Raw genomic sequence first — 13,002 nt, 5'->3', positions numbered from 1 at the left:
GGGGCCGAGGCGGCAGCGAAACCCGGCTGCCGCTGACGGGTTAAGCGAATTCAGCGGCGAGTGAAATGCCGCACCAGGCGGTCGCCGCTCATCTGCAGGGCCTGCACCAGCAGAACCAGCAGCAGCACGGTGACCACCATCACGTCGGTCTGGAAGCGCTGGTAGCCGAAGCGGATCGCCAGGTCGCCTAGGCCGCCGCCACCGATCACGCCGGCCATGGCGGTGTAGTCCACCAGCACGATGGCGGTCACGGTGACGGCGGCGATCAGCCCGGTGCGGGCCTCCGGCAGCAGGGTGTACCAGATGATCTGCCAGGTGCTGCCACCCATGGACTGGCTGGCCTCGACCAGGCCACGATCGACCTCGCGCAGCGCGGTCTCCACCAGGCGCGCGAAGAATGGCGTGCAGCCCACCACCAGCGGCGGGACGGCGCCGCGCACGCCGAGCGAGGTGCCGGTGAGCAACGTGGTCAGCGGGATCAGAACGATCAGCAGGATGATGAAGGGCAGCGAGCGCAGCACGTTCACCACCACCGACAGGCCGCGGTACAGCGTCGGGCTGGCCAGCAGCTGGCGCTGACCAGTGAGGTACAACAGCACGCCCAGCGGCAGGCCGAGCAGCACGGTGAAGCCCAGCGCACCGCCGAGCATGCTCAGGGTGTCGAGGCAGGCCTGGCCGATCTCGCTCCAGTCCAGGTTGGCGAGCAGTTCGTTCATCGCCCGGCCTCCCGCCGCAGTCTGGCTACCGGGTGAGGTCCGCGAAGGCGGTCACCCTGGCCGAACAGCTTGTTGCGCAACGTGCCCTCGGCATATTCGCGCTTGAACAGACCGCGCGCCTGCAGCTCCGGTACCAACAGGTCGACCACCGCCTCGAACGTCTCCGGGGCGACCACGCTGGCCAGGTTGAAGCCGTCGACGTCGGTTTCCTCGACCCACTCCTGCAGCCGGTCGGCCACCGTCTTGGCCGAGCCGACCAGCACCGGGCCGTCGCCGCCGATGGCGCAGTAGTCGGCGATCTCGGCGGTGGTCCAGGTGCGCGTCGGGTCGGCGCGGGTGAAGGCCTCTACCGCGGACTGGATGGCCTCACCGGGCACCTCGCGCAACACCTGGTCCGGCTCGTACTGGGAGAAGTCGATGCCGGTCCAGCCGGCCATCAGGGTCAGCGCACCGGTGGCGCTGGCGTACTCGCGGTACTCGCGCAGGCGCGCCAGGGCGGCCTCGTCGGTCTCGGCGACTATCACGGTGAGCTGCTCGAAGATCAGGATGTCCTCAGCCGCACGCCCGGCGGCCAGAGCGGCGGCGCGGAAGTCGGCCACCTGCTTTTTCAGCACCGCCTTGCTCGGCGCGGCGACGAACACGCATTCGGCATTGGCCGCGGCGAAGGCCCGGCCACGGCTGGAAGCGCCGGCCTGGTAGAGCACCGGGGTGCGCTGCGGCGACGGCTCGCAGAGGTGGAAGCCGGGCACCCGGAAGAAGGTGCCCTCGTGGCCGATGCCGTGCACCCGGGCCGGCTCGGCATAGACGCCGCTGTCGCGGTCAGCGACTACCGCGCCCTCCTCCCAACTGGTCTCCCACAGCTTGTAGCAGACCTGCAGATACTCCTCGGCCAGCGAGTAGCGCTGGTCGTGGGACAGTTGGTCGCGCTGGCCGAGGTTGCGCGCACCACTGGCCAGGTACGAGGTGACGATGTTCCAGCCGGCACGGCCGCGGGTCAGGTGATCCAGGGTGCTCATGCGCCGAGCGAAGGGGAACGGATGCTCGAAGGACACCGACGCGGTGACTCCGAAGCCCAGGTGCTCGGTGGCGGCGGCCATGGCCGGTACCAGCTGCAGCGGATCGTTGACCGGCACTTGCGCCGCCGTGCTCAGCGCGGCGTCGGCGTTGCCACCGTAGACGTCATAGACACCCAGCACGTCGGCGATGAACAGACCGTCGATGCGGCCGCGTTCCAGGGTCTTGGCCAGGTCGATCCAGTAATGGATGTCGGTGTAGCGCGTGGCCTGATCGCGCGGGTGCCGCCACAAGCCGGGAGACAGGTGGCCGACGGTGTTCATGGCGAAGGCATTGAGGCGAATCTGCTTGGACATGGCGCGGCCTCAGTTCCAGTCGTGGCGCGCCGGCTTGACGCCGTTCAGGGCCCAGTTACCGACCAGGTGATACTTCCAGCGCACCGGGTCGTGCAGGGTATGCACCCGGGCATTGCGCCAGTGGCGGTCGAAGTTGTGCTTGGCCAGCGAGGAGCGAGTGCCACCCAGCTCGAACAGACGGTTGCTGGCCTCGATGGCCACCTCGGTGGTCAGGACCTTGGCCTTGGCCACGGCCACCGAGGCGGCGGCCACGTTGTCCTCGTCCGGCGCCGGCTTGGCCGCGTCGAGCACCCGGCCGGCGCGCTCCAGCAGCGCCTCGGCAGCCTCCTGGCGGATCTCCAGGGAACCTATCTGGATGATGGTCAGCGGGTCCTCGTTGGCCTTCTCCACCCCGGCGTCGATCCACGGGCGGGCGTGTTCGCGGACGAATGCGATGGTGTCGTCCAGCGCCGCGCGGCCGATGCCGGCGTCGATGGCGGCGGTGGTCAGCTGGGCGAAGGGACCGGCCAGGGTCGGGCTCTCGTAGGAGCGGTAGCTGGGAAACAGGTTGAAGGCCGGCACACGCAGGCCATCGAGCAGCACGGTGCCGCTGGAGGTGGTGCGCTGGCCGATGCTGTCCCAGTCGTCGACCACCACCAGCCCCTGGGTACCACGCGGGACGAAGGCCAGCTGGGCGCGATCCTGGTCATCCAGGGCCAGCACACCGAGCCAGTGGGCGTAGAGCGAGCCGGTGCAGTAGCCCTTGCGGCCGTCGATGCGGTAGTGGTCGCCCTCCGCCACCAGGCGGGTGCGGATGTCCGCCACGTGCTTGCCGCCGGTCTCCGAGAGGGCGTTGGCGAAGCGGTTGCCCTTGAGCACCTGATCGAAGAAGAAGCGCTTCTGCGCCTCGGTGCCCTGCAGGCGGATGTCCTCCAGCAGGCAGTAGTGGTTCTGCGGAATCTGCCCGAGGGACGGATCGGCCGCCGAGACAATGGCGATCACCTGGGCCAGGGTGGCGAAGGACACCTCAGCGCCACCGTACTCGCGCGGCACCGTGATACCCCACAGTCCGCTATTGGAGAAGGCGTCGACCACGTCCGCCGGCACCTCGCGGTGGCGGTCGCGCTCAGCGGCGCCTTCACGCAGCAGCGCAGCAACGCGATGGGCGACGGCGATGGCCTCGGCATCGTCGCGAATGATCTGAGCATCCGGCTGGCGGATGTCGTAGTGGGCGGATACAGCGGGAGTGGACATGGGTTCCTCGAAATGGTCAGTGCAAAGCACCAGGACCCTCGCACAACCCATGCCACAACATTTATTCCTTTAAATTCAAATAGTTAACATATTTTAGAGAGATCGAACTGTCTGCCGTCGGACAGCAGAATGTTGGACAGGTGTCGGCCCGGCAACAGTTGTCTGGTGGGCACATGACTCAGGCCCGGCGCCCGGCACCCAGGTAAAAATCGTGCAGGTCGCCACGGGCAGCCAACTCCCCGGCCGGGCCCTGGTCGACCACCCGACCACTTTCCAGCACATAGGCGTGGTGGGCATGGCGCAGGGCGACATCGATGTTCTGCTCGGCCACCAGGAAGCTCACGCCGTCTCGCCGGTTCAGCTCGCCGACTATGTCGAAGATCTCCTCGACTATCTGGGGCGCCAGGCCCATGGAGGGCTCGTCGAGCAACACCAGGCGTGGCCGCGCGATCAGCGCTCGACCTATCGCCACCATCTGCTGTTCGCCGCCTGAGGTATAGCCGGCCAGGCTCCTGCGCCGGGTCTTCAGGCGTGGGAACCAGTCGTAGATGCGCGCAAGCTCCTCGCGCAACTCGCCGCGTCCGATGCGCGGCCGGGCAAAGGCACCGGTGAGCAGGTTCTCCTCCACCGTCAGATGGGCGAAGCAGTGGCGGCCCTCCAGCACCTGCACCAGGCCGGCGGACGCCAGCGCCTGAGGCGCCGAACGGGTGACGTCGCGGCCCCGGTAGCGGATGGCGCCGCGCACCACTTCACCGCGCTCGGCCCGTACCAGGCCGGCTATGGCCTTGAGCGTGGTGCTCTTGCCGGCGCCATTGGCGCCGAGCAGGGCCACCACCTGCCCCTCCCCGACCGTCAGGGAAACGCCACGCACGGCGAGTATCACCTGCTCGTAAAGCACTTCGATGTCATCGACCTGCAGGATCATGTCGGACTCCCTTGGCGGAAGACCGGGGCGGACACCCCGGCCGGAACGGCGAGCGTCAGCCCTGTTGGCTGCAGTCGCGCGGGGTGATGCCCTTCTCCTGGGCGTACTTGTGCGAGGACGCCTCGATGATCGGCCGCAGCAGCGCGCGGTCGGCCTGCACCCAGTCACTGATCAGGTTCCACTTCTGCCCGTCCCATTGCTGGAAGCGCACCGCGCCGCCGCCCTCGTGGTCGGCACAGGACAGCTGCAGCGGCTGCACCAGCCCCTTGGCGCCCAGCGCCTGCAGGCGCGCGTCGTCCAGGCGCAGGTTTTCGAAGCCCCAGCGCACCTGCTCGCCGGTCAGCGGCTGCTTGCCAAACTTCTCCTGGGCGATGCGTACGGCCTCGACGTTGAGGATGCCGTTGACCACCCCAAGGTTGTAGTAGACGGTGCCGAAGCGCTTGGGATCGGCCAGGTCGCCCTCGCCCTTGTCCACCACCTGCTGCTGGATGCCCTGCAGTACCGGGAAGGAAGTGCCGGACGGGTGGGTGGTGATGGCGATGAAGCCCTTGGCGGCGGCACCCGCCGGGGCGGCATCCTCCTCCGAGTTGCTCCAGATGTTGCCGATGATGTGGTCGGCCGGGTAGCCGACCTTCTGCGCGGTCTTCAGCGCCACCGGGTTCATCACGCCCCAGCCACGCAGGATCACCCAGTCCGGCTTGATCCGGCGGATGTTCAGCCACTGCGACTGCTGCTCGTTGCCCGGGTGCGGCACCTCCAGCAGGGTCAGCTCGAAGCCGTACTTGTCGGCCAGGGTCTGCAGCACCTCGTTGGTTTCCTTGCCGTAGGGCGAGCCGTGGTACAGGGTGACGATCTTCTTGCCCTGGAGCTGGTCAAGCCCGCCGCTCTTCTCGCCAATCCAGTTGACGATGGCCGAGACCTCGGAATAGGGGTTGAGCTGCAGCGGGAAGGCGTAGGGGAACACACTGCCGTCGGTGGAATCGGTGCGCCCGTGGTTGATGGTGATCAGCGGCAGCTTGTCGGCGGTGGAGCGCTCCAGGGTGGCATAGGCAATGCCCACCGAAAGCGGGTTGGTGGCGGCCGCCGGGGCGCCGTTCTGGCCCGTCTTCAGGCGCTCGTAGCACTCCACGCCCTTCTCCACCACGTACTCGGTCTCGCACTCGCTCCAGGTCAGCTTGACCCCGTTCACCCCGCCGTTGGCGTTGACGTACTTGAGGTAGTCGATGAATCCACCGAAGAAGCCGGTGCCACCGGCGGCATAGGGGCCGACCCGGTAACTCTGCAACGGGAAGTACTGCTCGCTGGCCGCCTGGACGGTGAAGGCGGCGGCAGAGAGGCTGAGCGCCAGGGCCAGGCCGCCGGCGAAAGTGCGTTTGTTCATCGTGCTAGTCCTTGTCGAAATCGCTTGGCATGTGTGCGGGCCTTGGCCCATGGGGTTCGCTCAGTAGCGCAGCGGCCAGAGCCGTGCGCGCTCGCGGAATCTCTGCCAGAGGCGCGCGAGGCCCTCCGGCTCCTTGATCAGGAAGAGGATGATCAGCGTGCCGAAGACGATCTTCTGCAGGTTCTCCAGCTGGCCGGCGTCGATCAGCCCGGCCGGCAGCAGCGCGGCGAGGTTCGACAGCAGCAGCGGGAACAGCACGATGAAGGCGGCGCCGAGGAAGTTGCCGAGAATGCTGCCCAGGCCGCCGATGATGATGATGAACAGGATCTGGAAGGATCGACTGAGGTCGAAGCCGTGCGGCTCCACCGTGCCCAGGTAGGTGAAGGCCCACAGGGCACCGGCCACGCCGAGGAAGAAGCCGCTGATGGCAAAGGCCAGCAGCTTGGTCTTGAGCAGCGGGATGCCGATCACCGCGGCGGCGGTATCCATGTCGCGCACCGCCATCCAGTTGCGTCCCAGCTCGCTGCGCACCAGGTTGCCGCCGAGCCAGAACAGCGCCAATACCAGGCCGAGGGTGAACAGGTAGCGCCCGGCCGGCGTTCCGAAATCCAGACCCGCCACCCGCAGCGGCGGTGCGCTGATCACCCCGGAGGCGTTGTAGTTGGAGAACCAGCCGAACCTGGTCAGCGCCCACTGCACGAAGAACTGCGCGGCCAGGGTCGACACCAGCAGGTAGAAGCCCTTGATGCGCAGGCTCGGCAGACCGAAAACGATGGCCACCAGGGCCGCCGTCAGCCCGCCGAGGAGGATGCTGAGCAGCAGCGGCAGGCCCGGCACACGCAGCTCGAAGTTGTAGGTGGCGAAGGCGCCGACCGCCATGAAGGCCGCCGACCCCAGCGACAGCTGGCCGGCGTAGCCGGTCAGCAAGTTCAGCCCGAGCCCGGCCAGGGACAGCACCAGGAAGGGAATCAGGATGGCGTTGAACCAGTAGTCGCTGCCGAGCAACGGCACGCCGATGAAGGCGAATGCCAGCAGCGCGGCGAGGCCGATGCGGTCCTGGCGCAGGCGAAAGAATTGGCGGTCGTCGGCATAGCGCACGCTGAACTGGCCGGCTTCGTTGTAGAGCATTGCATCGTCTCCTTACACACGCTCGATGGCGCGTTCGCCGAACAGCCCCGCCGGGCGCACCAGCAGGAACAGCAGGGCCAGCACATAGGGGAACCAGTTCTCGATGCCGCCACCGATGTAGGGCCCGAGATAGACCTCGGCGAGCTTCTCCGAGGCGCCGATCAGCAAGCCGCCGACTATGGCGCCGGTGATCGAGGTGAAGCCGCCGATGATCAGCACCGGCAGCGCCTTGAGTACCACCAGCGACAGCGAGAACTGCACCCCCAGGCGGGCGCCCCATAGCAACCCGGCCACCAGGCCGACGAACCCGGCCACCGCCCACACCACCGCCCATACCCGCTGCAGGCGAATGCCCACCGCCTGGGCGGCCAGCGGGTCATCGGCCACGGCGCGCAGCGCCAGGCCGATGCGGGTGCGGTTGAACAGCAACGACAGGGTGGCCACCAGCAGCGCGGCGGTGGCCGCGGCGAAGAGGTCGAACTGCGACAGCAGCATGCCGCCCAGCTCCAGCGGCGCATCGCTGATGCCCAGCTCCAGGCCGTGCACCTGGGCGCCCCACAGCGCCTGGGCGGCGCCCTCGATGACGTAGGACAGGCCGAGCGTGGCCATGAACAGGGTGATGGGTGAGCGATTGACCAGCGGCCGCAGTACCGCCCGCTCGATCAGCAGGGCAAGCGCCACCATGCTCGCGAGGGTGATGGCGAAGGCGAGCCAGAACGGCGCGCCGCGCTCCAGCAGGCTGACGAAGGTCAACGCGGCGAACAGCACCATGGCGCCCTGGGCGAAGTTGAACACCCCGCTGGCCTTGTAGATCAGTACGAAGCCGATGGCGACCAGGGAGTACATCACCCCGGCCAGCAAGCCGCCTATCAGTACCTCGAAGAAGAATTCCATGCGTGCTTTTCCTGTTTCCGGGCATGCCGCTCCCCTACCCGCTCCATGGAAGCGGTCGGTGACGCGGCGGGGTCAGTGGCGAGTGCCGAGGTAGGCGGCTATCACCTCGGGGTTCTGGCGTACGTCGTCGGGTGGGCCGTCGCCGATCTTGCGGCCATAGTCGAGCACCACCACGTGGTCGGAGATGCTCATCACCACGCCGATGTCGTGCTCGATCAACACCACGGTGGTGCCGAACTCGCGGTTGATGTCGAGGATGAAGCGGCTCATCTCCGCCTTCTCCTCGGTATTCATCCCGGCCATGGGCTCGTCCAGCAGCAACAGGCGCGGCTCGGCGGCCAAGGCGCGGCCCAGCTCGACGCGCTTCTGCAGGCCGTAGGGCAACTTGCCGACTGTGGCGTCGCGCCAGGGCTGGATGCGCAGGAAGGCCAGCACCCGCTCGGCCGCCTCGCGCTGGCGGTCGTCCTCGCCTGGCGCGCGACCAACGCGCAGCGCCTGTTCCAGCCAGTTGGCGCGGCGCTTGAGGTTGCGCCCGGTGAGCAGGTTGTCGAGCACACTCATGCCCTTGAACAGCGCGATGTTCTGGAAGGTTCGGGCGATGCCGCGACGGGCCGCGTCGTGCGGGCGCATGGCCCGGCGCGCCTGGCCGGCGAAGCGGATCACTCCGTTCTGCGGCTGGTAGACGCCATTGATCACGTTGAGCAGGGAACTCTTGCCAGCGCCGTTGGGGCCGATCAGCGCGCAGATCTCACCCTCGGCCACGGCGAAGCTGATGTCGCTGATCGCCCTGACGCCCTTGAAGGCCAGCGAGATGTTCTGCAGTTCCAACAGTGTCGTGCCGCTCACGCCGTGCTCCTCATGCCAGTTGTGGCTGACCTGATGGCCAGCCGGTGACGTCCCGCCCGCGCACCGGGTGCCAGCGCTCCGCCGCCGGCCAATTGCGCACTTCAATCCCGAGCCCGGTGAAGAAGCGCCGCGTCTCTTCGTCCAGCGGTGCGCCCACCAGCAGCGCCACGCGGGTGCGGGAAAAGCCCAGCACGTCGCGCAAGGGCCGGCGCACCAATGGCTGGCCGAGCAGACTGCGCAGGGCTCCGCCGTCCGGCTCCAGCGCCCAGTCCACCAGGCGCCGACGCAGGCTGCCGGGCAACGGCAGGCGCTGGCGCACCAGTTCATGCAGGCGGCCGTAGGTCTCGCGAGTGCCGAGAACCAGGCTCGGGCCCAGCTCGCGACGGTCCTGGTCGCGGGTCTCCAGGCGTTCGGGGAAATTCAGACGGAAGCCGGCCAGCAGCCAGGGCGCGAGCAGGTAACGGGCCTGGCCGCTGGCGGCGAAGGCACGTGCAGCCAAGGCGTCTTCGCGCTCCGAGAGGCGTTCACCCCGCACCAGCCGCTCGCCCTCCTGCAGCAGCTCGGCATGGCTGAAGCTCTGCTGCTCCACGCCCGCAACACGCTGGCGGTAGAACGCGAAGGCGATGTCCTCGGCACGTACCGGTGGCGCGCCGTACTCGGCCTCGGCGGCCAGCAGCCGGCCATAATCCAGGGCTCCGGCGCGCACCTGCGGATCGACCAGGCCACGGCCGTCGGCATAGGCCAGCCAGGTCGGCGCCAGATCGCTCTGGCGCACGCGCAGGATTTCCTCCAGCCCCTCGGCGAAGACGAAATCCGCACCCGCCTGGCGCAGTGCGGTGGCCTGCCCGGCCGCCTCCTCCAGCGGATCGAACGGCGCCGCCGTACCACCCAGCCACTGTGCCGCCAGGGCAGCGAACAGCGCCTCCGGGCGCGGCCGACTGAGGATTGCCAGTTGCGCGCCGGGGCCGAAACCTGCGGCGCGCAGGGCGCCGGCCAGGGCCAGCACCTCGGCCTGCACCTGGGCCCAGTTGCGCACCTGCCAGACGCCCAGGCGTTTATGGCGCAAGGCGATACCGGTCGGGCGCTGGCGGGCCTGGTGGGCCAGCCAGGCCGGTAGCGTGGTTGGGGTCGCGTCGCTCATCGCCGTCGTCTCAGGCCACCGCCTTCTCGGCGTGCTTCTCGGCCTCCAGCTCACGCACCAGCGGCAGCACGTGCTGGCCGAAGTACTCGACCTCCTCCTGGAAGTGCAGGAAGCCGGAGAGGATCAGGTCCACGCCCACCGCCTTGAGCGCGACGATGCGCTCGGCGATCTGCCGTGGCGTGCCGATCAGGTTCGTCTTGAAGCCGTCGTTGTACTGCACCAGGTCCTCGAAGCTGGACTTGGCCCAGTTGCCCTCGCGCTCGGGGCTGGCCGCGCCGGCGTTCTTCACCTCGGCACCAAAGGCGTTGACCGCCTCCGGGTTGGCCTTGTCGATGATCTCCTGCAGCACGGCGCGGGCTTGCTCCTCGCTGTCACGGGCGATGATGAAAGCGTTCACCCCGATCTTCACCGAGTGGCCATTGGCCGCGGCCTTGGCGCGGATGTCGTCGACCTGGGCCTTGATGCCCTCCACCGTGTTGCCGTTGGTGAAGTACCAGTCCGATACCCGCGAGGCCATGTCGCGCGCGGCACGGGAGCTGCCACCCTGGAAGATCTCCGGATGCGGCTGCTGCAGCGGTTTGGGTTTGAGCGTGTAGTCGCGGAAGCGGTAGAAGTCGCCGTTGAAGCTGAAGTTGTCCTGGGTCCAGATGCCCTTCAGTGCGCGGATGAACTCCTCGGAGCGACGATAGCGCTCGTCGTGCTCCAGCCAGGGCTCGCCAATGGCGTGGAACTCGCCCTTGAACCAGCCGGACACCACGTTGATCGCGATGCGGCCGTTGGTGAGCTGGTCGATGGTAGCCAACTGCTTGGCGGCCAGCGCCGGATTCCATGGGCCGGGCAGGATGGCGGCAATCACTCGAAGCTTCTCGGTGGCGGCCAGCAGTGCGTGACTGATGGTCACCGACTCGTGTTGGAATTCCGCACCGTAGCCGGCCGTAAAGCGGATCTGCGACAGCGCATAGTCGAAGCCGGAGCGTTCGGCGATCTGCGCCAGCTTGCGGTTGTAGTCGATGTCCCAGCTGGTGCGCTGCTCAATATTGCTGACCACCAGACCGCCGCTGACGTTGGGCACCCAGTAGGCGAATTTGATTGGTTGTTGGCTCATCTCTATGGCTCCTGTGGTGCTTGGAATTCAGGCCGCGCGAACGGCCGGGCTGCGAAAGAAGGCTTCGACCGGGTCGAGCGTTCGCTCGATGCGCTCGAACTGAGCCGCATCGTCGAGGCGGTAATCGGTGAAAGCTTCGGGGGTGGCGTACAGCCCGTACGGCAGGGTGTGCGCCTGAAAGAACGCGAACAACGGGCGCAGTTGGTGATCGATCACCAGCGCGTGACGCTCGCCGCCGCCGGTGGCGGCCAATAGCACCGGCACGCCTTTGAGGGCCTGGTAATCCACCAGGTCGAAGAAGTGCTTGAACAGGCCGGTGTAGGACGCGCGATAGACGGGGCTGCCGGCGATGATCAGGTCAGCGTTCTCCACGGCACGCAGGTGCGGCAGCAACTCCGAGGAGGCACTGTCGCGCTCCAGCGAGCCGGCCAGCACGCTGCCCAGCTGGGCGATGCGCACCCAGTGCAGGTCGATCGCCAGGCGCACCTGCAGGCGCTCTACCAGCGCCTGCAACAGGGCATGGGTACGCGACGGATCGCGCAGGCTGCCCGACACCACGACCACCTTGATTGCTTGACTCATCCCGACCTCTCGCCCATGGCGCTGCATTGCTTTGCAGAGGTCAGAGCAGCAACCGTGCCAACGGAAAAATTCCTTTCAAATCATCGCGATAGGAGAAATCACCAGAGCGGATCTGATGCTCGGTGGCTAACAACCTGCTGAACCACTGTTGCTGAGCCAACAGCTTTGCGCACCAGCCACCGGGAGAAATCGTCCGCACAGCTGTCTGCAGGGCAACAGCCGCCCAGCAACCTGCCCCACCAGCCACAGTGGCCACGGCGGCCAGGCATCCCCATATGAACGCAAGCCATTGATATATATGGCCTTTCATCGAAGGGCACGAAGATTGCCCCGGCCATAGGGTCAGCCGCCCACCAAGGAGACCCGCGATGACCGCCCAGCAGCACCTGCCCCAGCTTTCCACCGGCGCCGACTACGAGTCGCTAGCCGCCCGGTTTCGTCCGATCTTCGCCCGCATCGCCGAGGGTGCGCTGGAGCGCGAGCGCACCCGCAGCCTGCCCCACGAACCCATCCGTTGGCTCAAGGAGGCCGGTTTCGGTGCCGTGCGCGTGCCGCGCGAGCACGGCGGCGCGGGCGCCTCGCTGCCGCAGCTGATCCAACTGCTGATCGAGCTGGCCGAGGCCGACTCCAACATTCCGCAGGCCCTGCGTGGCCACTTCGCCTTCGTCGAGGACCGCCTCAACGCCCACGCCGAGGCCAATCAGGAAACCTGGTTCAAGCGTTTCGTCGCCGGCGAGTTGGTCGGCAACGCCTGGACCGAGGTCGGCAACGTGAAGATCGGCGAGGTCATCACCCGTGTTTCGCGCCAGGGCGACCGCTGGCTGGTCAACGGCACCAAGTACTACAGCACCGGCAGCATCTTCGCCGACTGGATCGACCTCTACGCCCAGCTCGACGACACCGGCGAAGACGTGATCGCCGCGCTGCGCACCGACCAGCCGGGCGTGCAGCAGAGCGACGACTGGGACGGCTTCGGCCAGCGCACCACCGGCAGCGGCACCTCGCGCTTCATCGATGCCGAAGTGGCCGCAGAGAACATCATCCCCTTCGCCAGCCGCTTCAAGTACCAGACCGCGTTCTACCAGTTGGTGCTGCTGGCCTTACTGGCCGGCACCGGCCGCGCCGCAGTGCGCGACGTGGCCGAGCAGGTGCGCCTGCGCACTCGGGTGTTCAGCCATGGCAACGCCAGCTCGGTTGACCGCGACCCACAGGTGCAGCAGGTGGTCGGCAAGGCCTCCGCCCAGGCCTACGCCGCCGAGGCCACCGCCGTGCGCGCGGCAACAGCCGCGCAGTGGGCCTACGAGACACGCTTTGGCGGAAATGCCGAGGACGAGCGCCAGGCCAACGTCGCTGCCGAACTGGAGTCGGCCCAGGGCCAAGTGGTAATCGCCGAACTGGTGCTGCGCCTGACCAGCGACCTGTTCAATGCGCTCAGCGCCTCGGCCACTAGCACCGGCAAGCTGCTCGACCGCCACTGGCGCAACGCCCGCACCGCCGCCTCACACAATCCGCTGATCTACAAGGAGCGAATCATCGGCGACTGGGAGATCAACCGCAGCGAACCACCCTACGTCTGGCAGATCGGCGGCGGCGCCAAGCAGGCGAGCTGATAGTACGAGCCGCTTGCAGGCGGTTCTGTCATCGGGAACTTCCCTGGTTGACAAGAACTGCCTGCAAACAA

At 67.5% G+C, this 13,002-nt stretch carries 13 protein-coding genes; 1 reads left to right on the top strand and 12 read right to left on the bottom strand.

Annotation, left to right across the window (positions count from 1 at the left end; all coding sequences use genetic code 11):
• Positions 1-50: 50 nt before the first annotated feature.
• The 12 genes from TQ98_RS09945 to TQ98_RS27580 form a co-directional block, all read right to left on the bottom strand.
• Positions 51-716, bottom strand: coding sequence for an ABC transporter permease subunit (locus TQ98_RS09945; protein ID WP_044875268.1), 666 nt, complete (start codon positions 714-716; stop codon positions 51-53).
• Positions 713-2,086, bottom strand: coding sequence for an LLM class flavin-dependent oxidoreductase (locus TQ98_RS09940; protein ID WP_044875267.1), 1,374 nt, complete (start codon positions 2,084-2,086; stop codon positions 713-715). Before TQ98_RS09940 ends, TQ98_RS09945 begins: the two co-directional genes overlap by 4 nt.
• A 9-nt stretch (positions 2,087-2,095) precedes the next feature.
• Positions 2,096-3,319 (bottom strand): SfnB family sulfur acquisition oxidoreductase, encoded by a 1,224-nt coding sequence (locus TQ98_RS09935; protein WP_044875266.1) that lies wholly within the window; start codon positions 3,317-3,319, stop codon positions 2,096-2,098.
• A 178-nt stretch (positions 3,320-3,497) separates the two neighbouring features.
• Entirely contained in the window at positions 3,498-4,244 is a 747-nt protein-coding gene (locus TQ98_RS09930; protein WP_044875265.1) for an ABC transporter ATP-binding protein, read from the bottom strand.
• Positions 4,245-4,299: 55 nt separating this feature from the next.
• Positions 4,300-5,625: an ABC transporter substrate-binding protein gene (locus tag TQ98_RS09925; protein WP_044875264.1), complete on the bottom strand. Its 1,326-nt coding sequence runs from the start codon at positions 5,623-5,625 to the stop codon at positions 4,300-4,302.
• A gap of 60 nt (positions 5,626-5,685) precedes the next feature.
• The gene (locus TQ98_RS09920) at positions 5,686-6,753 is read right to left on the bottom strand and encodes a branched-chain amino acid ABC transporter permease (RefSeq protein WP_044875263.1); all 1,068 of its coding nucleotides are present in this window, start codon (positions 6,751-6,753) and stop codon (positions 5,686-5,688) included.
• A 12-nt stretch (positions 6,754-6,765) separates the two neighbouring features.
• A complete protein-coding gene (locus TQ98_RS09915) occupies positions 6,766-7,647 on the bottom strand; it encodes a branched-chain amino acid ABC transporter permease (RefSeq protein WP_044875262.1) in 882 nt (293 codons plus the stop codon).
• 72 nt (positions 7,648-7,719) lie between these two features.
• Entirely contained in the window at positions 7,720-8,493 is a 774-nt protein-coding gene (locus TQ98_RS09910) for an ABC transporter ATP-binding protein (RefSeq protein WP_044875261.1), read from the bottom strand.
• Between the two features lie 10 nt (positions 8,494-8,503).
• Complete coding sequence (locus TQ98_RS09905; protein WP_044875260.1) at positions 8,504-9,634, bottom strand: AMP-binding protein; 1,131 nt, start codon at positions 9,632-9,634, stop codon at positions 8,504-8,506.
• Between the two features lie 10 nt (positions 9,635-9,644).
• On the bottom strand, positions 9,645-10,745 hold the full coding sequence (sfnG, locus tag TQ98_RS09900) for a dimethylsulfone monooxygenase SfnG (protein WP_177410215.1): 1,101 nt from the start codon (positions 10,743-10,745) through the stop codon (positions 9,645-9,647).
• A 21-nt stretch (positions 10,746-10,766) separates the two neighbouring features.
• The gene (gene msuE, locus TQ98_RS09895; protein WP_044875258.1) at positions 10,767-11,321 is read right to left on the bottom strand and encodes an FMN reductase; all 555 of its coding nucleotides are present in this window, start codon (positions 11,319-11,321) and stop codon (positions 10,767-10,769) included.
• 40 nt (positions 11,322-11,361) lie between these two features.
• Complete coding sequence (locus TQ98_RS27580; RefSeq protein ID WP_146035997.1) at positions 11,362-11,631, bottom strand: hypothetical protein; 270 nt, start codon at positions 11,629-11,631, stop codon at positions 11,362-11,364.
• 58 nt (positions 11,632-11,689) lie between these two features.
• On the opposite strand from TQ98_RS27580, the gene TQ98_RS09890 reads away from it, so the two are divergent.
• Positions 11,690-12,931: an acyl-CoA dehydrogenase family protein gene (locus TQ98_RS09890; protein ID WP_044875257.1), complete on the top strand. Its 1,242-nt coding sequence runs from the start codon at positions 11,690-11,692 to the stop codon at positions 12,929-12,931.
• Positions 12,932-13,002: the final 71 nt, after the last annotated feature.

Origin of the sequence: Pseudomonas sp. LFM046, from assembly GCF_000949385.2 — a bacterium.
Taxonomy (GTDB): domain Bacteria; phylum Pseudomonadota; class Gammaproteobacteria; order Pseudomonadales; family Pseudomonadaceae; genus Metapseudomonas.
The sequence above is the reverse complement of the archived record's forward strand: the minus strand, read 5'-3'. Positions and strand labels throughout refer to the sequence as shown.